Annotated in this window: 19 protein-coding genes and 1 pseudogene; 13 read left to right on the top strand and 7 right to left on the bottom strand. The window is 71.6% G+C overall.

The genetic code is table 11. The features are described 5' to 3' along the window. Positions 1 to 117: 117 nt before the first annotated feature. The 4 genes and pseudogenes from ACIQUC_RS08215 to ACIQUC_RS08200 all read right to left on the bottom strand — a co-directional run bounded on the left by ACIQUC_RS08215 (position 118) and on the right by ACIQUC_RS08200 (position 6,519). Positions 118 to 3,126: a glycoside hydrolase family 2 TIM barrel-domain containing protein gene (locus tag ACIQUC_RS08215; protein WP_402265722.1), complete on the bottom strand. Its 3,009-nt coding sequence runs from the start codon at positions 3,124 to 3,126 to the stop codon at positions 118 to 120. A 2-nt stretch (positions 3,127 to 3,128) separates the two neighbouring features. Further along, complete coding sequence (locus tag ACIQUC_RS08210) at positions 3,129 to 4,064, bottom strand: carbohydrate ABC transporter permease (RefSeq protein WP_022906963.1); 936 nt, start codon at positions 4,062 to 4,064, stop codon at positions 3,129 to 3,131. A 176-nt stretch (positions 4,065 to 4,240) separates the two neighbouring features. After that, a pseudogene (locus ACIQUC_RS08205) lies at positions 4,241 to 5,158 on the bottom strand (carbohydrate ABC transporter permease); the annotation flags it as partial. Further along, positions 5,155 to 6,519 (bottom strand): extracellular solute-binding protein, encoded by a 1,365-nt coding sequence (locus ACIQUC_RS08200; protein WP_402265365.1) that lies wholly within the window; start codon positions 6,517 to 6,519, stop codon positions 5,155 to 5,157. The pseudogene ACIQUC_RS08205 and the gene ACIQUC_RS08200, both read right to left, overlap by 4 nt. Positions 6,520 to 6,712: 193 nt before the next feature. On the opposite strand from ACIQUC_RS08200, the gene ACIQUC_RS08195 reads away from it, so the two are divergent. After that, entirely contained in the window at positions 6,713 to 7,870 is a 1,158-nt protein-coding gene (locus tag ACIQUC_RS08195; protein WP_402265362.1) for a hypothetical protein, read from the top strand. A 166-nt stretch (positions 7,871 to 8,036) separates the two neighbouring features. Here the strand turns inward: ACIQUC_RS08195 and ACIQUC_RS08190 are convergent, their stop codons facing one another. Then, a complete protein-coding gene (locus tag ACIQUC_RS08190; protein WP_402265719.1) occupies positions 8,037 to 9,185 on the bottom strand; it encodes an MFS transporter in 1,149 nt (382 codons plus the stop codon). A 124-nt stretch (positions 9,186 to 9,309) separates the two neighbouring features. Here ACIQUC_RS08190 and ACIQUC_RS08185 point away from each other — a divergent pair, with 124 nt between their 5' ends. Further along, complete coding sequence (locus ACIQUC_RS08185; protein WP_402265359.1) at positions 9,310 to 9,984, top strand: GntR family transcriptional regulator; 675 nt, start codon at positions 9,310 to 9,312, stop codon at positions 9,982 to 9,984. Positions 9,985 to 10,193: 209 nt separating this feature from the next. Here ACIQUC_RS08185 and ACIQUC_RS08180 read toward each other — a convergent pair whose 3' ends face one another. Further along, entirely contained in the window at positions 10,194 to 10,349 is a 156-nt protein-coding gene (locus ACIQUC_RS08180; protein ID WP_022907498.1) for a hypothetical protein, read from the bottom strand. Between the two features lie 245 nt (positions 10,350 to 10,594). On the opposite strand from ACIQUC_RS08180, the gene ACIQUC_RS08175 reads away from it, so the two are divergent. The 7 genes from ACIQUC_RS08175 to ACIQUC_RS08145 all read left to right on the top strand — a co-directional run bounded on the left by ACIQUC_RS08175 (position 10,595) and on the right by ACIQUC_RS08145 (position 20,208). Beyond that, positions 10,595 to 11,659, top strand: a complete 1,065-nt coding sequence (locus ACIQUC_RS08175) for a LacI family DNA-binding transcriptional regulator (RefSeq protein ID WP_402265356.1) — start codon at positions 10,595 to 10,597, stop codon at positions 11,657 to 11,659. A gap of 963 nt (positions 11,660 to 12,622) precedes the next feature. After that, positions 12,623 to 14,362 (top strand): ABC transporter substrate-binding protein, encoded by a 1,740-nt coding sequence (locus tag ACIQUC_RS08170; protein WP_402265353.1) that lies wholly within the window; start codon positions 12,623 to 12,625, stop codon positions 14,360 to 14,362. Continuing rightward, positions 14,359 to 15,339 (top strand): ABC transporter permease, encoded by a 981-nt coding sequence (locus ACIQUC_RS08165; RefSeq protein WP_022907212.1) that lies wholly within the window; start codon positions 14,359 to 14,361, stop codon positions 15,337 to 15,339. The genes ACIQUC_RS08170 and ACIQUC_RS08165 overlap by 4 nt, the downstream gene beginning before the upstream one ends. 58 nt (positions 15,340 to 15,397) lie before the next feature. Further along, positions 15,398 to 16,330, top strand: coding sequence for an ABC transporter permease (locus tag ACIQUC_RS08160; RefSeq protein WP_402265349.1), 933 nt, complete (start codon positions 15,398 to 15,400; stop codon positions 16,328 to 16,330). After that, complete coding sequence (locus ACIQUC_RS08155) at positions 16,327 to 18,123, top strand: ABC transporter ATP-binding protein (RefSeq protein ID WP_402265346.1); 1,797 nt, start codon at positions 16,327 to 16,329, stop codon at positions 18,121 to 18,123. Before ACIQUC_RS08160 ends, ACIQUC_RS08155 begins: the two co-directional genes overlap by 4 nt. Then, complete coding sequence (locus ACIQUC_RS08150; RefSeq protein ID WP_402265343.1) at positions 18,120 to 18,992, top strand: alpha/beta fold hydrolase; 873 nt, start codon at positions 18,120 to 18,122, stop codon at positions 18,990 to 18,992. The genes ACIQUC_RS08155 and ACIQUC_RS08150 overlap by 4 nt, the downstream gene beginning before the upstream one ends. A gap of 28 nt (positions 18,993 to 19,020) precedes the next feature. Then, positions 19,021 to 20,208: a glycoside hydrolase family 1 protein gene (locus ACIQUC_RS08145; protein WP_402265716.1), complete on the top strand. Its 1,188-nt coding sequence runs from the start codon at positions 19,021 to 19,023 to the stop codon at positions 20,206 to 20,208. 62 nt (positions 20,209 to 20,270) lie between these two features. Here the strand turns inward: ACIQUC_RS08145 and ACIQUC_RS08140 are convergent, their stop codons facing one another. Beyond that, positions 20,271 to 21,167: a hypothetical protein gene (locus ACIQUC_RS08140; RefSeq protein ID WP_402265340.1), complete on the bottom strand. Its 897-nt coding sequence runs from the start codon at positions 21,165 to 21,167 to the stop codon at positions 20,271 to 20,273. Positions 21,168 to 21,269: 102 nt separating this feature from the next. Between ACIQUC_RS08140 and ACIQUC_RS08135 the strand changes: the two genes are divergently transcribed. The 4 genes from ACIQUC_RS08135 (at position 21,270) to ACIQUC_RS08120 (ending at position 25,366) form a co-directional block, all read left to right on the top strand. Next, positions 21,270 to 21,881: an acyltransferase gene (locus ACIQUC_RS08135; protein WP_402265337.1), complete on the top strand. Its 612-nt coding sequence runs from the start codon at positions 21,270 to 21,272 to the stop codon at positions 21,879 to 21,881. Further along, a complete protein-coding gene (locus ACIQUC_RS08130) occupies positions 21,878 to 23,002 on the top strand; it encodes a DegT/DnrJ/EryC1/StrS family aminotransferase (protein WP_402265334.1) in 1,125 nt (374 codons plus the stop codon). The genes ACIQUC_RS08135 and ACIQUC_RS08130 overlap by 4 nt, the downstream gene beginning before the upstream one ends. Further along, positions 22,999 to 23,997 carry a Gfo/Idh/MocA family protein gene (locus tag ACIQUC_RS08125; RefSeq protein ID WP_402265331.1) on the top strand — a complete coding sequence of 333 codons (999 nt, stop codon included), beginning with the start codon at positions 22,999 to 23,001 and terminating at the stop codon, positions 23,995 to 23,997. The genes ACIQUC_RS08130 and ACIQUC_RS08125 overlap by 4 nt, the downstream gene beginning before the upstream one ends. Positions 23,998 to 24,070: 73 nt before the next feature. Next, positions 24,071 to 25,366, top strand: coding sequence for a nucleotide sugar dehydrogenase (locus ACIQUC_RS08120; protein WP_402265328.1), 1,296 nt, complete (start codon positions 24,071 to 24,073; stop codon positions 25,364 to 25,366). Positions 25,367 to 25,419: the final 53 nt, after the last annotated feature.

Here is a 25,419-nt window from a genome sequence, read left to right as displayed (position 1 = left end):
CGCGCCTCGGAGTGCTGGGCATGGGGTCCTCTCTGCTGGTGGTGCGGAGACGACCCTTCCCGACGCCCGCGGGGCGCGCAAGGAATATGTATCAGATATGTGAGTTCCGGACTGCGATCAGCCGAGGACGACGCTCCACGAGGACGCCTGCGGCCAGAGCTGGTGCTCCGGGAGCACGTCGAGGCCGCACGCGCGTGACCCGAGGCCGTGCTGCGCGAAGTCGAGGTACAGGTACAGGTGGTCGGACGCCGGCAGCTCGTACGGGTGCTCCGCGCGGTCGATCTGCTGCGCGGTCCACGGCGTCAGCGTGAAGCCCGCGCGGTGCCGCCCGACGGTGGACACGGTCAGGTCGCCGACGGACAGCGACCGCAGGGCCGGACGGTGTCCGTTCTCCTGGGGGCGCGAGTACTCGACACCGAGTGATCGGACCGGTGCGGTGAACCGGCCGACCCGTGCGGCGTGCGACGAGTCCGCGTAGGACTCCAGCGGCCCGGTCCCGAACCAGGTGGCGTCCAGGTCCGTCAGAGCGGTCGGCAGGTCGAACCGCACCCCGATGCGCGGCCAGGTGACGTCCCACGCGCCGAACGGGACGGCGTCGGTCTGCAGCAGCAGCCCCTCGTCCGTCCGGGTCCAGCGGTGCGTCACGTCCACGCCCCAGCCGCTGTTCGCCGCCGCGACGCGCACCCGCTGCTCGAGGCCGGTGGCGGTCCGGTCCACCGACACGAGCCGGTGCGTCAGCCGGTCGAGTCCGCGCTGGCGCCAGCGGGTCGCCGAGGCCGGCGCGTCCGGGTCGCCGACGCCGTGCGTCAGCACCGGGTCGGCGGTCTCGTAGCCGCCCTGCGACGCCAGGCTGTCGTTGTCGGTCGGTGCGCGCCAGAGCTCGAAGCGCGGACCCTCGACCTCGTGTCCCTTCCAGGACACCAGGTCGCCCCGTGCCGAGAAGGTCCCGTCGCCGAGTCGGTCGCCGTCCCACCCCTGACGGGAGGCGCGGGGGACGTCCGCCGCGCGCGATGCGACGAGCGTCTGGGTGCGTGCCACGACGTGGCCGGTGTCCGCCCAGGTCGTCGGGCCGGCAAGTTCGGCGGTCACGTCGAACCAGAGCTCCTCGCCGGGAGCCAGCGTCCGGGCGCGGGCGTCGAGGACGGCGTCGGGCACCGGGACGGTGGCTGACGAGCGTGCCGCGATGACGCCGGGCGCGAACCGGCCCTCGTGCTCGACCACGCCGTTCCGCGACAGGGTCCAGTGGAACCGCAGTCCCGCGGTCGACGCCGAGTGGTACCGGTTCTCGATGAGCACGGTGGTGTCCGACGCGGACAGTCGGATCGGCGCCACGACTGCGGCGAACTCGGCCAGCCCCGGCGTCGGGGTGTCATCGGGCAGCACGAGGCCGTCCATCACGAAGTTGCCGTCGTGGACGACCTCGTGGAAGTCGCCCCCGTACGCGTAGTAGGGCCGTCCGTCCGGCGTGTGCGCGAGCAGCCCGTGGTCCCGCCACTCCCACACGAACCCACCGTGCAGGCGCGGGTAGGTGTCCACGAGCGCCTCGTACTCGGCGATCTGCCCGGGACCGTTGCCCATCGCGTGCACGTACTCGCAGTGGATGAACGGCTTCGACCGCTGCCGGGCGGCCTCGGCCGGGCCGCAGCCGAGCAGGGGCGTGGCCGGACCGCCGCCGATCGACTCGGTCTCCTGCAGCGTCGGGTACATCCGCGAGTACACGTCGGTGTACTCGCCCGTGTAGTCGCCCTCGTAGTGGACCGGACGCTCGTCGTCGCGGTCGTGCACCCACTGCGCCATCGCGGCGAGGTTCCGGCCGGTCCCGGACTCGTTGCCGAGCGACCACATCACGATCGACGCGTGGTTCTTGTCGCGCTCCACCGTCCGCGCGATGCGGTCGAGGTACGCGTCGCGCCAGGTGGGGTCGTCCGACGGGTTGCCGACCCAGTCGGTGAAGAGGAAGCCGTGCGTCTCGAGGTCGCATTCCAGGACAACCCAGAAGCCCAGCTCGTCGGCGAGGTCGAGCACGCGGGGGTGGGGCGGGTAGTGCGAGGTGCGGATCGCGTTGACGTTGTTCCGCTTCATGAGCGCCATGTCCGCGCGCGCGTGCTCCTCGTCGAAGACCCGCCCGCGCACGGGGTGCGTCTCGTGCCGGTTGACGCCGTGGAACACGACCCGTTCGCCGTTCACCAGGAACCGGTCGCCGACGATCTCGACGGTGCGGAAGCCGAGCCGGAGCGACACGGTCTCACCGCCGGCGCTCCCACCGGCAGCGGTCCCGGTCGACAGGGTCGCGTCGTACAGCCGCGGGAGCTCGGCGCTCCACGGCTCGACGCCGTCGACCTCGATCGGCGCGACGTCGTCGGGACCCGCCCACACGACGTCCACGCCGAGCGACGGCACCGCGAACCGCACCGGGAATGCCGCGTCCAGCGTCGGGAAGGAGATCGTCCCCGTACCGGTGGCCGGCCGGCCGGACGCCGCGGTCCCGGCGCTCGCCGCGTCCCCGAGCACGGCGGTCCACCCGGCCCGCACGAACACGTCGTCGATCGATGCCGTCGGCCGCGCCACCAGCGTGACGTCACGGAAGATGCCCGGCAGCCACCACTGGTCCTGGTCCTCGAGGTACGAGGCCGCCGACCACTGGTGCACGCGGACACGGACCTCGTTCGCCCCCGGTCGCAGCACTGACGTGACGTCGAACTCGGTCGCGAGCCGCGACCCGGTCGACCATCCGATGAGGGCGCCGTTCACCCACACCCGGAAGTGCGACTCCACCCCGTCGAACCGGAGCAGCACCCGGGCCGCGGCGTCGAACGACGACGGCACCGTGAACGTGCGGCGGTGGTCGGCGGTCGGGTTCTCCTCCGGCGGGTGCGGCGGGTCGATCGGGAACGGGTACTGCAGGTTCGTGTAGCTCGGGGCGCCGTGCCCGTGCAGGACCCAGTGCGACGGCACCGGGATGGTGCCCCACTCGTCCTCCGGACCCGGGTCCGGGACGTCCGCGACCGGTGACCACCGGAAGTCCCACTCGCCGTTCAGCGACAGGGTGGGAGCGTCCGTGTGCAGCCAGGCCCGAGGGGCCAGCCGGGTGTCGGAGCCGGGCGCGGTGGAGGAGAGTGCGGCGATGGTCAACCCTTGACCGATCCTTCCGTGAGGCCCCCGCGCCAGAAGCGCTGCAGGACGATGATGGCGATGACGAGCGGGATGACCGAGACGAGCACCCCGCCGGTGGTGAGCTGGTAGAACTCCGGCAGCCGGTCGACCTGCGAGCGCCAGTTGTTCAGCCCGAGGGTGATCGGGTAGAGCTTCTGGTCGGCCAGCATGATGAGCGGCAGGAAGAAGTTGTTCCAGATGCCGACGACCTGGAACAGGAACACGGTCACGAGCGCCGGCGTCATCTGCCGCAGCACGATCGTGTGGAAGATCCGGAGCTCGCCGGCACCGTCGATGCGGGCCTGCTCGAGGAGCGCCGTGTCCACCGACGCCGCGGCGTACACGCGGCAGAGGAACAGGCCGAACGGCGAGACGAGGCTCGGGATGAGCACGCTCCAGTACGTGTCGGTCAGCCCGAGCGTCGAGAACAGCAGGAACAGCGGCAGCGCCGTCGCGGTCCCCGGCACGAGCACGCCGCCGAGGATCGTGCCGAACACGACCTGCCGACCGCGGAACTCGTACTTCGCGAGCGCGTACCCGCCTGCGGCCGCGAAGTAGGTCGCGAGGACCGCTCCGACGCCCGAGTACAGGATGCTGTTCGCGATCCAGCGGACGAAGATGCCGCCGTCGTACGTGAACACCTGCTGCAGGTTGCTGAAGAGCGCGAAGTCGCCGCCGAACCAGAACCCGTTCGTGGCGAACAGGGCCCCGGTGGTCTTCGTCGCGGCGATCACCACCCAGTACAGCGGGACCAGGAAGTAGATCGCGACGATGACGAGGATGCCCGTCACCACGATCTGCGACCTGCCGGAGCGGTCGAGCTTGCGGCGCTGGTGCGCCGAGATCGACGTGGTGTCGACCGGGACCGCGGTCTTCGCGGTGGCAGGTGCCTGGACGGCTTCGCTGGTCATCGGTTGTCCCCCTCGGCCCGGAGGCGCGGTGCGGCCCCGGTGGTCGTGCTGCGGTTCGCGACGCCGGTCGCCGGACGCGACCCGTCGGCGGTGGCGACGCGCGTCTGGAGGGCGCGCCGCGCCTCCTGGCCGTCGCGCTTGGCGCGCTTCCTCTGGTCCCGCTCGTTCTTCGGCGGACGGTTCGTCAACGCGAGGAACGCGAACGACAGGATGAACGCGGCCAGCGCGATGATGACCGCCTGCGCACTCGCGACGCCGTACTCGTTGAACGCGAACGCGTTCGTGTAGGCGGCGTAGTTCGGCGTGTACTCGGTGTCGATGGCCGGGGCGACCGTGGACAGGATCTGCGGCTCGGCGAAGAGCTGCAGGGTGCCGATGATCGAGAAGACCGTCGTGAGCACGAGCGCCGGTGCGATCAGCGGGATCTGGATCCGGCAGGCGACCTGGAACGCGTTCGCGCCGTCGACCTTGGCGGCCTCGTAGACCTCGCCGGGGATGGACTTCAGCTGGGCCACGATGATGAGCATGTTGTAGCCGGTGTACGTCCACGTGACGATGTTCGCGATCGACCACAGCACGCTGTTCGCGCCGAGGAAGTCCGGCTGCAGGCCGATCCCCTGCAGCAGCGACACGATCGGCGACAGGCCGGGCACGTACAGGAACGACCAGAGGATCGTCGCGATGACCCCGGGGACGCCGTAGGGCATGAAGTAGATCGCACGGAAGAACCCGGGCCAGCGGGCGCTCGCCGACTCGAGCAGCAGCGCGAGGATCGTGCAGGCGATGATCATCACCGGGACCTGCACGACGCCGAACAGCAGCATGCGGCCGATCGAGGCGACGAAGCCGGAGTCCTGCAGCGCGATCGCGTAGTTGTCGAACCCGGCGAACCGGCCGACCACGCCGTCCTCGCCGAAGAGCCCCTCGCGGTCGACGGTCGTGAACGACTGGAACAGCGCGCTGATGATCGGGATGATGAACGTCAGCAGGAACAGGGCGAGGAAGGGTGCGAGCAGGATCCAGGGGGCCCGCTTCTGGGCGACCGTGGCCTTCGTGCTCGTGCGGAAGCCGTTCTTCGGCTGTGTCGTGGTCATCGTGCCGTCCTGACGCTCAGGCCCTTGTCCTTGAAGGACTGGACGATCTCCTTCTGGGCGAGCTCCACCGCGTCGGTGAGCTTCAGGCCGCTGGTGAGCTTGCGGCGGAACTGGTTCTGCAGGCTCGTGAACGCCGACTGCGTGACCGGGGACCACGACCAGTCGACGTTCTGCTCCTGCGATGCGGGCACGAAGACGTCCTCGTTGTAGTTCTGGCCGGAGAACCACTTGCTCGGCTGCTCGCGCTGCTTGCCGATGTAGTCCTTGGCGGGCGACCACCCGATGCCGCAGTACTTGATCATCGCGTCGATGCCTTCCTTCGAGGTGGTCATCCAGGTGATGAACTCGAGCGCTTCCTTCGGGTGCTTCGCGTTGGCGAGCACGGCGGCCGTCGAGCCGCCGATCGCGCTCGACCCGAACCCGGTGTCGCCCCACTTCTGCATCGGTGCGACCTTCCACTTGCCCTCGCCGCCCTGCACGGACTCGATGAGGGCGTCGCCCCAGCTCGCGCTCGTGACGGCGGCGATCTTGCCGCTCGCCGCCGCGGCGTACCAGCCGGGGGAGTACGCACCGGCACTCGTGTCGACGAGCTTGTCGTCGATGACGCCGTCGAAGAAGTCGGCGACCATCATGGTCTTGTCGTCGGTCATGTCGACGACCCACTCGTCGCCGTCGACCTTGAACCACCGGGCGCCGGCCTGCTGCGCGTACGCGGCGAAGGGGGAGGCGTCGGCGACGGGGAAGACCTCGAGGTAGTTCTGGGCCCCGGTCGACCGGACCTTCTCGGCGAGGTCGCGCCACTCGTCCCACGTCGTCGGGGGTTCGCCGCCGGCCTGCTCGAGGATCGCCGTCTGGTAGTAGAAGCCCATCGGGCCGGTGTCCTGCGGGATGCCGTAGATGCCGTCCACGAACGACACCTGCGCCCAGGCCGCGTCGTCGTACTTCGACTCGAAGTCCTTCGCACCGTACCGGGCGAGGTCGGTGAGGCCGTTGGCGAGCATGAACTCGGGGATCTGCCGGAGCTCGACCTGGCCGATGTCGGGGCCACCGCCGGCCGCGAGCGCCGAGTACATCTTCTGGTAGCCGCCGCTGTTGCCGCCGGGGATCCAGTTGGCCGTGACCTGGATGTCCGGGTGCGACTCGTTCCAGACGTCGCACACCTTCTGCAGGTCCTTGAGCCAGGCCCAGTAGGTCAGCTCGACCTTCTGCCCGCTCGCCGCGGCGGGGATGAGCGCCGCCTTGTTCACGTTGGTGGAGCCCGGCACGGCACACCCGGCCAGGAGTCCGGCGGCAGCGGTGCCCAGGCCGAAGCCCAACAGCTGTCGTCTCGATATCGCGCTTCGGTTCGCTTGTGGCCGCATTGCCTGGACTCCGGTTCGTCGTCGATCGGGGTGCCCTCCACCCAACCACAAAACCGAGCAGGGCTGTACTTTCACGCAGACTCTGGGTGTTCGCTCCGGGCCGTGGGCGACGAGGACCGAACAGGTGGAGTGTGGGCGCACACGAAACGTCGGGGTTCGTGACAGCCCCGGCGACCGTCCGAGAGGAGCTGCCATGACGTCGACCAACGCGACGAGTGAACTGCACGAGATCCTGGGACAGCGGCTGGAGGGCGGTGGGACCTGGGCCTGGGCGTACGCCGACGTCTCCGGCAACGTGGACGACCCGAGACGGCAGGCGGCGCTGCGGCTCCGTGTCGTCGAGGAGGCGCTCCGGAAGCAGGGCGCGGCCGACGACGTGGTCGACCTCGTCGCCGGCGAGTTCGAGCAGGCACCGGGGGTCCCGTCGCCCGTCACCCGGTACGTCCTCGTGCACGACGGCACGCTCGTGATCAGCGAGGTGCTCCCCGGCACGCTGCACGGCCCGGAGTCCGTCGGGGTCGGCGACGTCCCCGACCTCGTCCCGCTGGTCGCCCACCGTCCGGTCGACCTGCCGTTCCTGGTGGTCCACGCCGGCAAGGAGGGCGGGGCGTTCCGCGCCTACCGACTCGGCCACGCACCGGTGTCGCACGACGAGCAGCAGGTGCAGGGACACAACGACACGCTGCACTACGCCAAGGCGGGGACGGGCTGGAAGCAGCCGCACTGGCAGCAGCACACCGAGGAGATCTGGAAGCAGAACTCCGCCGAGACCGCCGCTGCCGTCGACGAGGCCGTCCGGACCCTCCGGCCGGGGCTCGTCGTGGTGGCCGGGGACGTCACCGCACGCGAACTCCTCGTGAAGGCGCTGTCGTCGGAGACCCGCGGACTCACCTCCGTCTTCCCGGGAGACCCCCGCGCGGACGCCGCGTCGAAGCAGGCCTTCGTCGAGCACGTCGAGACCGCTCTCGCCCGTGTGGTGGCCACCCGACGGCACGACCTCGAGCAGCTGCTCCGCACCCACGTCGGCCGTGGTGACAACCTCGCCGTGACGGGGCTCGGCGCCGTCGTCGGGGCGCTGCAGCAGGCGCAGGGCGCGGTCGTCGCGCTCGACGCGGTGGCCGTCGGGGACAAGACGCTCCTCGCGCTCGCCGGAGCCCCGTGGGTCGCGACCGCGCCGGAGCAGGCCGGCGGGACGCCCGTGATCGGCGCGGTACCGGCCGTGTGCGCGCTCGTCCGGGCGGCCGTCCTGACCGACGCGGAGCTCGTGCTCGTCAACGCCGCGTCGCTGCCGGGCGGGGTCGCCGCGGCCGCGCTGCTGCGGTGGCCGGTCGGTCCGGCCGTCCCCGCCTGATCCCGGCCCGGGGCGGGCCCGGTCGCGGGCCCGCCCCGGGCGCGCCCGGTCGGAACGTGCGTACCTGGTCGGAACGGGCGTCCTTGGTCGGAACGGGCGTCCCTGGTCGATCCGTTCGACCCGGTACGCCCGTTCCGGCTCCCCATCGCAAGCGTTCTGGGAAGTCTCAGTCCTGCAGGGACCGGTCGCGCCGGGGGACCAGCGGCAGCGCCAGCAGCGGCAGCACCCCGACGACCCCGAACGACGCCGCGAACCCGACCGCCCCGACGAGCGCACCGATCCCGGGGCCGACGGCGCTCGCCGCGATGAACTGCCCGGTGTTCTGCGCCCCGAGCGCCCGCCCCGACCAGAACGGCCCGGCAGCCTCGGCGACCGACGTGTAGGCCAGGCCGTTGTCCGCGACGGTCACGCTCGTCGCGACGACCAGGAACACCGCGGCGGCCGCGAGGTGCGTGGCATCCACCAGGGCCAGCAGCCCCATCACCGCCGCGGCGCTCACGGCGACGATCCGCAGGGGGCCGACCCGGGACGCGGCGCGGTCGCTCCAGGCGCCGACGAGGATCCGGCCGATCGCCCCGACGAACTGCGAGGCGCCGACGAGCAGTCCGGCGGCCGGGGTCGACCAGCCGAGGCCGACGAGCCACACCAGCCCGTAGGTCGACAGCGTGAACTGCGGCACGACCAGCAGGACCGACACGGCGTGGATCCGCCAGAGGAAGCCGTCCGCGCGGTACGGGTTCGCGACGTGCGCCACCGCCGCGTCGGCGCGGGACGGCCTCGGCGGGTTCCGGATGCCGATCGCGCAGGCGACGGCGAGCACGGCGCACAGCAGGATCGGCAGGACGAGGGCCGCACGGAGGTCCACCGCCTCGGCCAGCTGCGGGACCGTGACCGCCGCGAGCGTCACCCCGAGGGGCTGCGACATCTGCCGGATCCCCATCGCCAGTCCGCGCCGCTCCTTCGGGAACCACCCGACGACGACCCGGCCACTCGCGGCGTTCGTCGAGGCGCTCGTCATGCCCGCGGCGAGGAAGGCCAGGCCGAGCAGCACGGGGTTGCCCGCGGCAGCCCAGGCGCCGACGACCGCCAGGGTCGTGAGGACGAGCCCGCCCGCGATGACCACGCGTTCGCCGATGCGGTCGGTGACCGCACCCCACGCGATGAGCGTGAGGACCATGCCGAACGTCGGTGCCGCGGCGAGGAGCCCCGCGAGGGCGAGCGGCGTGCCGTGCGCGTGCAGGAACGGGATGAGCAGGGCGGGTGCGGACACCACGAGGGTGCCGGCCGCCTGGGCGGCGACGCCGAGGGCGAGCATCGTCCAGGCGCGCGTGGTGGAGGTCACGGAGTCGTCCCGTCGTGGAACTGATTGGTATACCACAACGGTATACCATCCGGCCCCGAACGCCGCTAGGCTGACCGAGACGACCGAACCAGCGCCCGTGTCGCAGACGAGCCAGCTCTACGACAACCTCCGTGCCGCGATCCTCACGCTCGAGATCGCCCCGGGGGAGCGCATCTCCGAACGCGGGCTCGAAGCGCGGTTCCACGCCTCGCGGACCCCGGTCCGAGCGGCGCTGTCCCGGCTCGAGCGCGAGGGGCTCATCCTGCACGAGGGACGCTCGTGGACGGTCACGCCGATCGACCTCGACGAGATCGCGTCGCTCGCGGAACTCCGGGGCGTCCTCGAGCCCGCCGCCGCTCGGCTCGCCGTGGCGCGGGCGTCCGGCGCGCAGCTCGACGAGGTCCGCGCGCACCTCGACAGCCTCCGACCGACCCCGGACCGGCAGGCCGGCATCCGGATGGGCTCGACGTTCCACCTCGACCTCGCAGCGCTCGGCGGCAACCGGTTCATCACCGACGCCATCGCCGACGCGCTCACCCGCCTGGAGCGCACGCGGTGGATCGAGGTGCGCACACCCGAGGCACGCGACGCGGCGTGGGAGGAGCACAGCGCCATCATCGACGCCGTGCGCGCAGGCGACGCCGACCGCGCGGCCGAGCTGTTGGCGGCACACGTCGCGGGCACGAACGATCGACTGCTGGCGTGGATCGCGCAGGAGCGCCGGCGGCTGCGGGGTGCCGGGATGGCGATCGTGGGCAGCACCGAACGCTGACGCGCCGACCGCGCACTCACGCGACGGATCTAGCGACCGCGCGCTCACGCGACTGACGCGCCGACCGGGCGCTGACGCGACGCACCTGCCGACCGCGCGCTGACACGACGGACCTGCCGACCGCGCGCTGACGCGACGGACCTGCCGTGGGCGCGACCGACCGGTCGGGCGCGGTGCGCGGCGGATCCGCACCGCGCCTCCGCGGACCGCTACGGTTTCGTCGCGCCGTCCTCGGCCGAGTCGATCTGGTCGAAGATCCAGGCGTTGCCGCCGTCGGAGTGGTCGAGCAGTGCGTCGCGCACCTCGGCCTCGTCGGTGGTGAGCCGGATCGCGCTCTTGCTGCCGGACCGTGTCGATTGGGACATCGCGTCTTCTCCTGTGTGTGTGGGCACCGTGGCGGTGCGCTTCCTCACGGGACGTGCTGAGGTCGTGACAGTGTGGCGCGCCCTGTCCGGATCGCGCAAGGGGTTTCCGGCACATGTGGGAAAGTCCCGGTGGGCTCCATGCCTAGGATGGTCCGGCCGCGCGGCTCGCGGCACGCGAGCAGCGGACGTCGGACGGGAGGCACGGCTTGGCCGAGCAGCGCACCGCACCTCCCACGGTCTACGACGTGGCATCCGCGGCGGGCGTCTCCATCGCCACCGTGTCGCGCGTGCTCCGCACGCCCGACGCCGTCCGTGAGGGCACCCGCGACCGCGTCCAGGCGGCCATCCGGACGCTCGGGTACGTCCCCTCGGGCAACGCCCGCGCGCTCGCGGGCAAGCGCACCGGCGTGGTCGGCCTGCTGCTGCCGGGGTTCGACGTCGTGCCGGACGAGCGGCCGGACCTGGTGACCGACGGTGGTGTCCGGGTCGTCGACGACCGGCGGCACGTGACGCAGCCGTTCTCCTCCAACCTGTACTTCGACGAGGTCCTGCGCGGTGCCGAGACCGAGGCCTGGCAGCGCGGGCTCGCGCTGATGGTGGCGGCGGGGCGGGGCTCCTCCCGGGACGTCATCGTCAACGACGTCGCCGGCCGGGTCGACGGACTCGCGGTCCTCGCGCAGACGGTCCCGGACGACCTGCTCGAGCACGTCGCCCGCCGGATCCCGGTCGTCGTGCTCGCGGACGACCGGCGCTCGCACGGCTTCGACTCGGTGAGCGTCGACAACGCCGCGGGCATGCGGACGCTCGGCGCGCACGTCATCGGACGGCTCGGCATCCGGTCGCTCGTGTACCTGGCGGGGCCGATCGACTCACCCGACGACATGGAGCGCTCGGCCGGGTTCCGCCAGGCGCTCGACGACCACGGGGTCCCGGCGTCGTCGGTGCGCGTCGTGCACGGCGACTTCGGGCGTGCGCGGGCCCGGGAGCTCGCGGCGCAGCTGCTCGACGGCGACGCCGTCCCGCGGGCGATCGTCTGCTCGAACGACCAGTCGGCGCTCGGCGTGCTCGACGCCGCGGGGGCGCGGGGCGTCCGGGTGCCGGACGACCTCGTCGTGACCGGCTTCGACGGCATCGACGCGGGGCGGTTCTCGTCGCCCCGGCTGACCACCGTGCACCAGCCGATGGGGGAGCTCGGGCGTGCCGCGGTGCGGGCGATCGTGGACCGGCTGGAGCGGCGCGACGGGCCGCCGCGGGCGGTGCGCCTGCCGGTCGAGGTGCTGCTGCGCGAGAGCTGCCCCCCGACGCTCTAGCCCGCCGGGTCCGCCCGCCCGCCGCTCCTCCCGCGCCTCCTGCCGGCCGGTCCTCCTGCTGGCCGGTCCTCCTGCTGGCTGTCCCTCCCGCGCGCCGCTGGGTACTGCTCGGCCATTCCTCCCGCGCGCCGCACCGTGCCGCCTTGCTCATCCCGTGCGCCCTTGCCCGCTCGGTGCGGCCTTGTCGCGCCGCACGCAGCGCGCAACCCCGCACCGGCCGGCGAGTCCCGCACCGTGCGCCGCATCGACCGCCCCCGCAACCCCGCACCGGCCGACGAAGCCCGCACCGCCGCCGCGCCACTCGACCCCGCAACCGCGCACGGTGCGAGGCGGGGCTGCACCGCGCCTCCTGGCCCCAGCTGCCCGTTCGCGTCTCGATCGACCCGTCCACCCATCGCGGCCTCGTGCCTCTCGCACTCGCCGCACCGTGCCGCCTCGCTCGTCCCGTGCGGCGTTGCTCGCTGGGTGAGGCCCTGTCGCGCCGCACACAGCGTGCAACCTCGCACCGGCCGATGGAGCCCGCACGGTGAGCCGCACCGGCCGCACCGAGCGCCTCTCGGCCGGGGCGCCAGCACCCAAGTCCGCAACCGCGCCCACTCGCACTCGCGCTCGCCGCACCGTGCCGCCGTGCTCATCCCGTGCGGTGCTGCTCGCTGGGTGCGGCCCTGTCGCGCCGCATACAGCGTGAAACCTCGCACCGGCCGATGGGGCCCGCACGGTGCGTCACGCTCACCGGCCCCGCGCCGGCCCCGCACCCGCCCGCCACCCGCGCCCGCCCCGCACCCGCCCGCCACCCGCGCCCGCCCCGCACCCACCCACCCACCCACGCATCCACCCGGCCCCGCGCCCGCCACCTCCGCCCCGCACACGTACCGCCCCGAGAAACAACCCGCACGGTTGCGCGCCGCGATGTAAGCGCATACATTGTCTCCGTACCGACTCGACACGGAGGTCGACCGAGCAATGACGCTTCCCCCACAGCGCGTCCCAGCGCGCACCCCGGGCACCCGCCGGGGACGGCGAGGCCGCCTCATCGCGGCTATCGCCGGCATCGCGGTCGTGGCCCTCGCGGCCACCGGCTGCAGCATCCAGGTCCGCTCCCAGCCGGACCCGAGCATCGGCAAGGACACCATGCTCATCAACGCGGACCACGGCAACCCGCTGTTCGACCGCAACTTCAACCCGTACATCGCCAACGCCCGCACTGCGAGCAAGTGGATGTACGAGCCGCTCATCGAGATCAACCCGCTCGACGGCAAGGGCACCCCGTGGCTCGCGAGCAGCTGGAGCCAGCCGGACGCCCGCACGATCGACATGACGATCCGCAAGGGCGTCGAGTGGTCGGACGGCACCCCGTTCAGCGCGAAGGACGTCGTCTTCACGTTCGACCTGCTGAAGAAGTTCCCGGCGATGGACGTCAAGGGCGCCTGGCAGCACATCGACCGCATCGAGAGCAAGGACGGCCACGTCGTCTTCCACCTCAAGAGCGACGACGTGCCGAGCCTCAACATCATCGGCGCGACGTACATCCTGGGTGCGAAGCACTACGGCGGCGTGCAGGACCCGACGACGTGGCGCGACCCGAACCCCATCGGGACCGGCCCGTTCGTGCTCGGCAACTACACCGACCAGCAGTACTCGATGGACAAGAACCCGCGATACTGGCAGGCCGACAAGATCGCCATCAAGCACCTCATCCTGCCGGCGACGAACACGCAGCTCGACACGGTCACGCGCGGCTACGACTGGGCGTACTCCTTCATCTCCGACGTGAAGGGCACCTGGGGGGCGGCGTCGAAGACCAACACCTGGTGGTTCCCCGCCGGCGGCGTCATCGGTCTCATCCCGAACCTGACGAAGGCGCCGTACAACGACGTCAACGTCCGGAAGGGCATCTCGCTCGCACTCGACCGCGACGACATCGCCGAGACGGCCACCGAGGGCAACCTGGCGGCAGCCGGCCAGACGGGCCTGATCCTGCCGAACCAGGAGCAGTACCTCAACGGATCGATCCCCGACAAGGGCATGGTCACGCAGGACGTCGACGCCGCGAAGCGCGCGTTCGCGAAGTCCGGCTACACCGAGCAGGACGGCAAGCTCGTCAAGGACGGCAAGCAGCTCACGATCACGATCATGACCGCGAACGGTTACTCGGACTGGCTCCGTGCCGCGCAGACCGTGCAGCGCAACCTCACGGCGATCGGCATCAAGGTGTCGATCCAGGCGCCGCAGCCCGCGGGCTACCAGTCGAACCTCAACAACGGTCAGTTCGACATGGCGATGGGCGGCATGGGCAACGGCGACGTCTACCAGGCGTTCAACTCGCTGCTGAGCTCGGACTTCTACCAGCCGGTCGGCAAGTCGACGGTGAACAACTACGAGCGGTACCAGAACGCCGACACCCAAAAGCTCCTCGACGAGTACAAGGCGACGACGGACACCGCGAAACAGCAGGAGATCCTCGACCAGCTCCAGGAGATCGTGTACGACGACCTGCCCGTGATCGGCATGTACTACGGCGGACTCTGGGGCCTGTTCAACACCGGCAAGTTCGTCGGCTGGCCGAGCGCCGAGGACCCGTACATGGCACCGCAGAACTACGACTCGGCTCCGCTGCTGATCTTCTCGAAGCTGCGGCTCCGTGACAGCGCAGCGGGCAAGCAGATCCTGCAGGAGCAGAAGGCCCAGGAGGACCAGCAGTGAAGTACATCCTCCAGAAACTCGTCCTCTTCGTCCTGACCCTCTGGGCCGCGGTCACGCTGAACTTCGTGCTCCCGCGACTCATGCCGGGCAGCCCGACCGACGCCGCGCTGGCGAAGCTCAGCCAGAACGGGCCCGTCACCGACGCCACCAAGAAGGCCATCGAGGCGCAGCTCGGCGTCCCGAGCGGCAACCTCTGGGACCAGTACGTCAGCTACCTGCACCAGGTCATCACCCTCGACTTCGGCACGAGCTACACGTTCTACCCGCAGCCCGTCGGTGATCTCGTCGCCCAGGCCCTGCCGTACACGCTCATCCTCGTCGGCGTGGTGACGATCCTCGCCTTCGTCCTCGGCACCCTGATCGGCGTCGGCGCAGCGTGGAAGCGCGGCACCTGGCTCGACTCCCTGCCGACGCTGTCCGGATCGTTCATGTCGACGTTCCCCTACTTCTGGACGGCGCTCCTGCTGCTGTTCTTCCTCGGCTACGTCCTGCACTGGTTCCCGACCACGGGTGCCTACTCCGCGACGACGACCCCCGGCCTCAGCGGGGCGTTCCTCGGAGACGCGCTGCAGCACGCGGTCCTGCCGGCGGTCACGATCCTCGTGACGAGCCTCGGCGGCTGGATCATCGGCATGCGCAACGCCATGATCAACACGCTCGGCGACGACTACGTGACCTTCGCCGAGGCGAACGGCCTGCGCGGGCGCACGGTCGCGGTCCGGTACGCGGCGCGCAACGCGATCCTGCCGAACCTGACCGGCTTCGGTCTGGCGCTCGGTGGCGTGGTCGGCGGGTCCGTCCTGGTCGAGCAGGTGTTCGGCTACCCGGGCATCGGCTACCTGCTGTTCAACGCCGTGATCGGGCAGGACTACCCCCTCATGCAGGCCCTCTTCCTGATGATCACCGTGTCGGTGCTCATCGCCAACTTCATCGTGGACGTCCTGTACGGCGTCCTGGACCCAAGGACGCGCCGATGACCACAACGTCGCGATGGGCGGCGTGCTCTGCCCACAACCACCACCCGAGGACGCGCCGATGACCACGATCGCAGTTCGCACGCAAGAAGAAGAACCCACCGCCCCGTCCAAGCTCAAGGCCGCCGCCCGCCAGTTCGGCGTCGTGTGGTCGAACACCAAGGCCCGGATCGGCATCATCATCCTCGGCGTCTTCGTCGTGGTCGCGCTCGCCGCCCCGCTCCTCGCCCCCTACGGCGCGAGCCAGAACGGGTTCGCCCGGAGCGCCGACGCCACCTGGGCGCACTGGATGGGCACGACCGCCGCAGGCGAGGACGTCCTCTCCCAGATCATCTACGGCGCGAGGATCTCGGTCCTCGTCGGCGCCGTCGCGGGCCTGCTGTCCACGCTCGTCGCGGTCGCGATCGGCCTGAGCTGGGGCTACGTCCGGGGCTGGATCGCCGAGGTCATCGGGTTCATCGTGAACCTCTTCCTCGTCATCCCGGGCCTCCCGCTCATGATCGTCATCGCGGCGTACCTGCAGAACGGCGGCATCGCGGTCATCATCGCGGTGATCGTGGTCACCGGCTGGGCCTGGGGCGCGCGCGTCCTGCGCAGCCAGACGCAGTCGCTCCGCGGTCGTGACTTCGTGACCGCGGCCCAGTTCTCCGGCGACGGCGCGACGCGCATCGTGTTCCGCGAGATCCTCCCGAACATGACGAGCCTCATCGTCGGCTCGTTCTTCGGTGCGGCGACGAGCGCCATCCTCGCCGAGGCGGGCCTCGAGTTCCTCGGACTCGGCGACTCGTCCATCGTCAGCTGGGGCACGATCCTCTACTGGGCGCAGAACTCGAACGCGCTGCTCACCGGCCAGTGGATCCTGCTGTTCGCCCCGGGTCTCTGCATCGCCCTCCTCGCGATGAGCCTGACCCTGATCAACTTCGGCGTCGACGCCGTGTCCAACCCGCGACTGCGCGACGGCGCGCGTCGCAAGCGCAAGGAGGCCACCGCATGAGCGGCGCACCCACGCACGCATCGGACGGCCTGGAGGCGCGGGACGGCGCCGCCACGCGCCTCCCGTCCGACCCGCACCGCGCCACGAGCGTGACGCAGGACGTCCTGCTGGACGTCCGCGACCTGTCGGTCGTGTACGAGTCGGCCGGCCAGGAGGCCGTCCAGGCCGTCGACCACGTGTCCTTCAGCCTGCGGAAGGGCGAGTTCGTCGGCCTGGTCGGCGAGTCCGGCTCGGGCAAGTCGACCCTCGGCTACGCGCTGACCCGACTGCAGAAGCCGCCGGCGCGCACGAACGGCGGCAGCATCGTCTTCGGCGGACACGACATCCGCGACCTCGACGAGGAAGCCCTCCGGCAGCAGCGCCAGGGCGGCTTCGCGATGGTGCTGCAGTCCGGCATGAACGCGCTCAACCCGGTGCGGACCATCCGCAACCACTTCATCGACGTGTTCAAGGCGCACGGCCACGTGTCGCGGGACCGCTGGGACGCCCGGATGAAGGAGCTCATCGAGAAGGTGAAGCTGCCGACGTCGATGCTCGCCCGGTTCCCCGGCGAGCTCTCCGGCGGCATGCGGCAGCGCGTCTCGATCGCCCTCGCGCTGTCGCTCGAACCGCAGCTCATGGTGTTCGACGAGCCGACCACCGCGCTCGACGTCCTCGTGCAGCACGCCGTGATGGACACGATCATCGAGCTGCAGCAGTCCGAGGGGTTCACGGCCATCCTGATCAGCCACGACCTCGGCATCGTCCTCGAGGCGACCGAGCGCGTGCTCGTCATGCACGAGGGGCGGATCGTCGAGGACGGCGGTTCGAAGGAGATCCTGCGCGACCCGCAGGACGACTACACGAAGATGCTGCTGTCGCACTACGCCGACCCGCGCGCCGAGGTCGTGAGCCTGCCCGGGTTCCCCGATCGGTCGCAGCGCTCGTCCGACGGGGCGACGCGCCAGGAGACGACGAGCTCGTTCAGCACGGTCGGGTCCCGTGAGCGCAGTGCGGCACGCAACCCGATCGTCGTCGACCACCTCGTGAAGACGTACCCGGCACCCCGCCGCGGCGAGCAGCCGGTGCAGGCGGTGCGCGACGTGTCGTTCACCCTCGAGCCCGGGCAGTCGCTCGCCCTGGTCGGGCAGTCCGGCTCGGGCAAGTCCACGATCGCGAAGCTGCTGACCGGCGTCGAGAAGCCGACGTCGGGCACGGTCCGGTTCGGGGACACGGACGTCGCGAAGCTCGGGCGCCGCGGCCTCAAGGACCTCCGCTCCGAGGTCCAGATGGTGTTCCAGGACCCGTACTCGGCGCTCAACCCGCTGCACACGGTGGAGTACACGCTGTCCCGGCCGATCGCGAACTTCACGGACCTCCGCGGACGCGATGCCCGTCGGCGGGTGCTCGAGCTGCTCGAGACCGTCGGCCTGACCCCGGTGGAGCAGTTCGCGCAGAAGCTGCCGCACCAGCTCTCGGGCGGCCAGCGGCAGCGCGTGGTCATCGCCCGGGCGCTGGCGAGCGACCCGCAGGTCATCATCGCCGACGAGCCGGTGTCGATGCTCGACGTGACGCTCCGCGCCGGGGTGCTCGCCCTGCTCGAGGACCTCCGCGAGCAGTGGGGCGTCTCGCTCCTCTACATCACGCACGACCTGTTGAGTGCGCGCCTCATCACCGACGACATCATGGTGCTGCACGACGGCGCCGTGGTCGAGCGGGGGCACACGGCCGAGGTGCTGCAGCACCCGCAGGACGACTACACCGTGGCGTTGCTCGACGCCGTGCCGAACCCGCGGAGGACACTGCTGGCATGAGCACCCTCCACGACTTCCCGACGGTCCCGCCGTTCGGCCACCTGCCCACCCCCGACGGCGTCGACGTCGTCGGGATCGACCTCCCCGTCGGTCGGCTCACCGCCTACCGCGTCGTGCCGTCCGGGCCCAGCAAGGGCAAAGTGCTCGTCGTCCCCGGGTACACCGGGTCGAAGGAGGACTGGCGGACGTTCATGCCGCTCCTCCGGGACGCCGGCTGGACCGCGGTCGCGATCACCCGGCGCGGGCAGGCCGACTCGGCGCGGGCGTCCGGACCCGCGGGCTACACGCTCGACGAGGAAGCGGCCGACGTCGTCCGGGTGGCACGGCTGCTCGACGACGGCGCGCCGGTGCACCTGATCGGCCACTCGCTCGGCGGCGTGATCGTGCGCGAGGCCGCGATCGCCGACCCGAGCGCGTTCCGCGACGTCGTGCAGTTCTGCTCCGGTCCGTACGGCTGGCCCTACCGCAAGGTGACCGAGCTGACGATCCTGCACGACACCGCCGGCAACCTCCGCCAGCTCTTCGACTCGACGAACCCGCTCTGGGCGTACCGGCCCGACGAGGAGCTCCCCGACGACCCCCGCTTCGTCCGCGACCGCTTCGACGCGCACGACCCCGCGAGCGTCGTCGCCGGCGGGCACATCCTCGAGGACCACACCGACTCGTCCGCCGAGCTCCGCGCAACCGGGCTACCGGTGCTCGTGACGCACGGCGAGTGGGACGGCGCCTGGCCGATCCCGTGGCAGCGGCAGATGGCGCTCGACACGGGCGCCGCCTACGAGGTCATCCCGGAGAGCTACCACGGTCCCCAGGTCGAGAACCCGACGGCGACGCTCGCGGTCTTCGACACCTTCATGAGTCAGCACTGACCTGACCGAGCACGCACCGAAAGGCACCATCATCACCACGCTGCAGTTCCCCGACGGCTTCCTCTGGGGCGCCGCCACCGCCGCCCACCAGATCGAGGGCAACAACGTCAACAGCAACTGGTGGGTGCACGAGCACGAGCCCGACACCACCATCGTCGAACCCTCCGGGGACGCGGCGGACAGCTACCACCGCTACCGCGAGGACATCCGGATCGCCGCCGACCTCGGCCTGAACTCCTACCGGTTCAGCATCGAGTGGGCGCGCATCGAGCCCGAGCGGGGCTTCGTGTCGCGCGCGGAGATCGACCACTACCGCCGCATGGTCGAGGCCTGCCACGAGTTCGGCATCGAGCCGATCGTCACGCTCATGCACTTCACCGTTCCCCGCTGGTTCGAGCGCGACGGCTTCTGGCGCGCCCCCGACGCCGCCGACCTGTTCGCCCGCTACACCGAGGCGGCGCTCCCCGTCGTCCAGGACGGCGTGCGCTACGTCTGCACGATCAACGAGCCGAACATCGCCGCGATGCTCGCCGGGGGAGAGGATGCCCGGAACCTCGTCGCCTACGGCCTGCCGAACCCGGACCTCGGCGTCGCCGACGCCCTGCTCGCTTCGCACAAGCGGTCGCGAGAGGTCCTCTCGCAGGTGTCCGGCCTGCAGTCCGGATGGACGATCGCGACGCAGGCGTTCCGGTCGAACGGGGAGCCGGGTGCCGACGAGATGCTCCGCGAGTACGGGTACCCGCGCGACGACTGGTACCTCGAGAACGCCGCCGGGGACGACTTCCTCGGCGTGCAGGCGTACACCCGCACCTTCATCGGCCCGTCCGGCCCGTTGCCCGTGGCAGACGACGTCGAGACGACCCTGACCGGCTGGGAGTTCTACCCCGAGGCCTCGGCCGACGGACTCCGCAGCGCGTGGGAGCTCTCCGGCCACGTCCCGCTGATGATCACCGAGAACGGCATCGCCACCGCCGACGACTCCCGCCGGGTCGCCTACACGCAGGGCGCCCTCGAGGGGATCCACCGCTGCATCGAGGACGGCATCGAAGTCCTCGGCTACCAGCACTGGTCGCTCCTCGACAACTACGAGTGGGCGTCGGGCTTCCGCCCGACCTTCGGACTCGTCGCCTGGGACCCGGAGACGTTCGAGCGCACGCCGAAGGACTCGGCGCACTGGTACGGGCGGGTCGCCGCCGCCAACGCGCTCACCGTCTGAGCAGCGACCGGACAGCGGACGGGAGGCGCGGTGCCAGCTGGCACCGCGCCTCCCGTCTCGCCCTAGTCGCCCTGGTCCGTGTCGTGCGCCGGCCGGTCGAACCAGGCCAGGAGGACCTCCTCCGCCTTCCGCGCACCTCGTTCGTGGGCGATGTCCATCGCGGTCCGCCCCGCGGCGTCCTCGACCCGGACGTCCGCCCCGCGTTCCAGCAGCGCCTCGGTCGTGCCGCGGTTGTCGAACCACACCGCGGCGTGCAACGGCGCGAAGCCCCACCGCGGGTCGACCTCGTCGATCCCGGCTGGGTCCTGACCGATGCCGTCCAGCGCCAGGGAGAGCCCGCCGACGTCGCCGTGCGCTGCCGCACGCACCGCGGGGGTCGCCCACTCGACCCAGCCGTCCGGCACCGGGCCCCGCCAGCCGTGCACGGGGCGACGCTCGAGGTCGGACCAGACCGCCTCGTCCACCGGCCGGACCTCGATCACGACGTCGCGGAAGTGGACGGCGAGCTCGCCGGTCGGGGAGACGAGCAGCCGGAGCTCCCAGACGTCCGCGTCGACGTGCGCGATCTCGCCGCGTGAGACGTGGACGTCACCGGCCAGCAGGTCGAGTGCGTCCGTGTCGCCGGGGTCGAGCACGGCCCGGTCGAACCGGAGCGAGACCCGCGCGTGGTTCCAGCGCCGCCAGAGGCCGTCCGGGGTGTCCAGGACCTCGTCGTTCCGCACGACGAAGACCGCGTGCACGGTGTGGGTCGGTGTCGCGTCGACGCCGGCGTCCCCGTGCCGGCCGGCCTCCTCGATCCGCCAGCTCTGCACGCGCGACTCGCTCCACGTCACCGAGGCGAGCGCGGCGATCGAGGGCGGTGCGTCGGTGACCAGGCGCGCGAGGTGCTCGGGGTAGCCGTCGACGTCCTCGAGGGAGACGTACCCGACGGCGGGCCAGCCAACTCGACTCCATCGCACACGTCGACCTTAGGGGCATCACACGTGCTTTGGAATCGCACTTGATATTTCTCATACCGATATGTAATCTTGGAGGGCAGCCACGAGAGACAGGAACAGCAGATGCCCTCGCACCCGAACGCCTCCGCAGCACCGACCGCGACCATCGCGCCGACCGCCTCGCTCGGCGACGGCGTCCGCGTCTGGGACGGCTCGCACGTCGAGGCCGGTGCCGTCATCGGCGCCGAGACCCTCGTCGGTCGCGGGGTGACGATCGGCGCCGGCGTCGTCGTCGGCGCCCGCTGCAAGATCCAGAACGCCGCCCTCGTCTACGGCCCGGCCGTCCTCGGCGCCGGTGTCTTCATCGGCCCCGGTGCCGTGCTCACGAACGACAACGTGCCCCGCGCCGTCAACCCCGACGGCACCAAGCAGGACGCGTCCCACTGGCAGCCCACCGCCGTCGTCGTCGAGGACGGCGCGTCGATCGGCGCCGGCGCGATCTGCGTCGCCCCGGTCCACGTCGGCCGCTGGGCGATGGTCGCCGCGGGTGCCGTGGTGACCCACGACGTCCCGGACCACGCACTCGTCGCCGGTGTGCCGGCCCGCCGCATCGGCTGGGTCGGACGCACCGGTGCCCGACTCGTCGCCTCCGCAGGCGACGCACTGACCTGCCCCGCAACGGGCGACCGCTTCCGGCTCTCCGCAGCCGGCGACCAGATCGAGGTGTCCCGATGACCCCCGTGCAGACCACCGCACCGCTCCGCACCACCCCCGACCTCATCCCCGCGGCCAAGCCGCTCATCGGCCAGGACGAACGTCGCGCCGTCGATGCCGTCCTCGCCTCGGGCGGGCTCGCCCAGGGTCCCGAGGTCGCCGCGTTCGAGCGCGAGTTCGGCCAGGTGCTCGTCGAAGGACGCTCCGTCGTCGCCGTCAACAGCGGCACCGCGGCGCTGCACCTCGCGCTCGTCGCCCTCGGCATCGGTCCCGGCGACGAGGTGATCGTCCCCTCGTTCACCTTCGCGGCCACCGCCAACGCGGTCCGGCTCGTCGGTGCCACCCCGGTCTTCGTCGACATCGACCCGGTCTCCTACTGCGTCGACCCCGCCGCCGTCCGCCGCGCGGTCACGCCGGCCACCCGTGCCCTCATGCCGGTGCACCTCTACGGACACCCGGCCGACATGACGGCCCTGGCCGCGATCGCCGCCGAGCACGACCTGCTCGTGGTCGAGGACGCGGCCCAGGCCCACGGCGCCCGCTGGGCCGGCCGGCGGGTCGGCAGCACGTCCGACGCCAGCGCCTTCAGCCTCTACCCGACGAAGAACATGACGGCGGGCGAGGGCGGCATGGTGTCCACGACCTCGCCCGAGGTCGACCGCACGCTGCGACTCCTCCGCAACCAGGGCATGGAGCAGCGCTACGCGAACGAGATCATCGGCTTCAACGCCCGGATGTCCGACATCCACGCCGCCATCGGCCGCGTCCAGCTCGGCAAGGTGCTCAGCTGGACGGCGCAGCGCCAGGCCAACGCGGCCTACCTCGCCCGTGAACTCCGCGGCGTGGTCGTGCCGACGGTGCACCCCGACGCCGAGCACGTCTTCCACCAGTTCGTCGTCCGTGTCCCCGAGGACCGCGACGGCCTGGCCGAGGCGCTCCGCTCGGAGTTCGGCGTCGGCACCGGCGTGTACTACCCGACCCCGGTCCACCGCCTGCCCTCGTTCGGCCTCGAGCTCGACCTGCCCGAGACCGAGCGCGCTGCCGGCGAGGTCCTGGCGCTGCCGGTCTACCCGACGCTCACGCTCGCCCAGCTCGACCGCATCGTCGACGGCGTCAACACCCTCGTGGGAGCAGGCCGATGACCGCCCGCGTCCTCCGGGCCGGCGTGATCGGTCTCGGCATGATGGGCCGCCACCACGCCCGCGTGCTCCAGTCGGTCGAAGGTGTCGAGTTCGTCGGCGCCGCCGATGCCCTCGGCGACCGCCACGGCGCAGCAGGGAGCGCGCCCGTCGTCGCGACCGTGCAGGAGCTCGTCGCGCTCGGGATCGACACGGCCGTCGTGGCCGTCCCCACCGCCTTCCACGAAGCGGTCGGGCTCGAACTCGCCGCCGCCGGGGTCCACGCCCTCATCGAGAAGCCGGTCGCGGTCGACGAACAGGCCGCCGCGCGACTCGTCAGCGCGTTCGACGCCGCCGGACTCGTCGGCGCCGTCGGACACATCGAGCGCTACAACCCGGCGCTCCGCGCACTCCGCACCCGGCTCGACGCCGGCGAGCTCGGCGAGGTCTACCAGATCGCGACCCGTCGGCAGGGGCCGTTCCCGGCACGCATCGCCGACGTCGGCGTGGTGAAGGACCTCGCGACCCACGACATCGACGCGACCGCGTGGATCGCCCGGTCGCCGTTCGTCCACGTCGGCGCGCTCGCCTGCACCAAGAGCGGTCGCCCGCACGAGGACCTCGTGACCGTCACCGGGCAGCTCGCGGACGGCACCGTCACCTCGCACCTGGTCAACTGGCTGACGCCGTTCAAGGAGCGGCTCATCGTCGTGACCGGCGAGCGCGGGGCCTTCGTCGCCGACACGCTGCACGCCGACCTCACGTTCCACGAGAACGGGACCACCGCCACCGCCTGGGACCAGGTCGCGGCCTTCCGCGGGGTCGCCGAGGGGGCGAGCACCCGCTTCGCGATCGAGAAGCGCGAGCCGCTGCTCGTCGAGCACGAGGCGTTCCGCGACGCCGTCCTCGGACGCGGAGACGACATCGTGACGCTCGCCGAGGGTGCCCGCACGGTCGCCGTCGCCGAGGCCGTGCTCCGTTCCGCGCAGACCCGCACCGCACTCCACCTCGCGGCCTGACCGCACCCGCCCGCACCCGTCCGCACCGGACCACCAGAACCCGTCCCGGCCCCGCCGGAGAGAGCAGCACACCATGAACGTCGTCGTCGTCGGCCTCGGCAAGATCGGCCTCCCGCTGGCCGTCCAGTACGCCCGATCGGGCGCGACCGTCACCGGACTCGACGTGGCACCCGCCGTCGTCGAGTCGGTGAACGCCGCGGTCGAACCCTTCCCCGGTGAGCACGGGCTCGCCGCCGGCCTCGCCGAGGTCGTCCCCGCCGGGATGCTCCGCGCCACCACCGACCCCGCCGACGCGATCCCGACGGCCGACGTCGTCGTGGTCGTCGTGCCGCTCTTCGTCGGCCAGGACGGTGCCCCCGACTTCGGCTGGATGGACGCTGCGACGGAGTCGATCGGCGCGCACCTCCGCCCCGGCACGCTCGTCGCCTACGAGACCACGCTGCCGGTCGGCACCACCCGCACCCGGTGGGCGCCGATGCTCGAGCGCGCCTCCGGGCTCACCGAGGGCCGCGACTTCCACGTCGTGTTCTCGCCGGAGCGGGTGCTCACCGGGCGGGTCTTCGCGGACCTCCGGCGCTACCCGAAGCTCATCGGTGCGCTCTCCGGAGCCGGAGCCGACCTCGCCGACGACTTCTACCGGGCGGTCCTGCAGTTCGACGACCGGTCCGACCTGCCGCGCCGGAACGGCGTGTGGGACCTCGGGTCCGCCGAGGCCGCCGAGATGGCGAAGCTCGCCGAGACGACCTTCCGCGACGTCAACATCGCGCTCGCCAACGAGTTCGCGGTGTTCGCCGGGCGGAACGACATCGACGTCGCCAAGGTGATCGAGGCCTGCAACTCGCAGCCGTACAGCCACATCCACCAGCCGGGCATCGCCGTCGGCGGCCACTGCATCCCGGTCTACCCGCAGCTCTACCTCTGGAACGACCCGGACGCCACCGTGGTGCGCGCCGCCCGTGCGCGGAACCAGGCGATGCCCGACCACGCGGTCGACCTCCTCGCGCGCCTCCACGGCGACCTCGCGGGCCAGCGTGTCGTCGTGCTCGGTGCCGCCTACCGCGGGGGCGTCAAGGAGACCGCGTTCTCCGGGGTCTACGGCACGGTCACCGCGCTCGAGCAGCGCGGTGCGACGGTCACGGTCTCCGACCCGCTGTACTCCTCGTCGGAGCTCGAGCGGCTCGGCTTCACGGCGCACGTGCCGGGGGAGCCGGTCGACGCAGCGGTGGTCCAGGCCGACCACGCCGAGTACCGGACGATGGACCACGGCTCCCTGCCGGGCGTCCGCACCGTCGTCGACGGTCGACGCGTCCTCGACACGGCCAAGTGGGACTGCGTCGTCGTCGCCATCGGGGCACCTGCCGCGAACTGACATGCAACATGTGCAGAACTGCCGTCCGGGAGGTCTGCGCACCTAGCCTGCGG

The organism is Curtobacterium sp. NPDC098951, from assembly GCF_044759965.1.
Taxonomy (GTDB): Bacteria; Actinomycetota; Actinomycetes; order Actinomycetales; family Microbacteriaceae; genus Curtobacterium.
This window is presented reverse-complemented; position numbering and strand designations above follow the sequence as displayed.

Bases quoted from the DNA above. Each gene is read 5' to 3' on its own strand.
- ACIQUC_RS08190 (WP_402265719.1), bottom strand. From the start codon at position 9,185: ATGCTCGCCCTCGGCGTCGCCGCCCAGGCGGCCGGCACCCTCGTGGTG.
- ACIQUC_RS08135 (WP_402265337.1), top strand. From the start codon at position 21,270: ATGCCCTCGCACCCGAACGCCTCCGCAGCACCGACCGCGACCATCGCG.
- ACIQUC_RS08125 (WP_402265331.1), top strand. From the start codon at position 22,999: ATGACCGCCCGCGTCCTCCGGGCCGGCGTGATCGGTCTCGGCATGATG.
- ACIQUC_RS08150 (WP_402265343.1), top strand. From the start codon at position 18,120: ATGAGCACCCTCCACGACTTCCCGACGGTCCCGCCGTTCGGCCACCTG.
- ACIQUC_RS08130 (WP_402265334.1), top strand. From the start codon at position 21,878: ATGACCCCCGTGCAGACCACCGCACCGCTCCGCACCACCCCCGACCTC.
- ACIQUC_RS08210 (WP_022906963.1), bottom strand. From the start codon at position 4,064: ATGACCAGCGAAGCCGTCCAGGCACCTGCCACCGCGAAGACCGCGGTC.
- ACIQUC_RS08155 (WP_402265346.1), top strand. From the start codon at position 16,327: ATGAGCGGCGCACCCACGCACGCATCGGACGGCCTGGAGGCGCGGGAC.
- ACIQUC_RS08160 (WP_402265349.1), top strand. From the start codon at position 15,398: ATGACCACGATCGCAGTTCGCACGCAAGAAGAAGAACCCACCGCCCCG.
- ACIQUC_RS08170 (WP_402265353.1), top strand. From the start codon at position 12,623: ATGACGCTTCCCCCACAGCGCGTCCCAGCGCGCACCCCGGGCACCCGC.
- ACIQUC_RS08200 (WP_402265365.1), bottom strand. From the start codon at position 6,519: ATGCGGCCACAAGCGAACCGAAGCGCGATATCGAGACGACAGCTGTTG.
- ACIQUC_RS08195 (WP_402265362.1), top strand. From the start codon at position 6,713: ATGACGTCGACCAACGCGACGAGTGAACTGCACGAGATCCTGGGACAG.
- ACIQUC_RS08180 (WP_022907498.1), bottom strand. From the start codon at position 10,349: ATGTCCCAATCGACACGGTCCGGCAGCAAGAGCGCGATCCGGCTCACC.
- ACIQUC_RS08120 (WP_402265328.1), top strand. From the start codon at position 24,071: ATGAACGTCGTCGTCGTCGGCCTCGGCAAGATCGGCCTCCCGCTGGCC.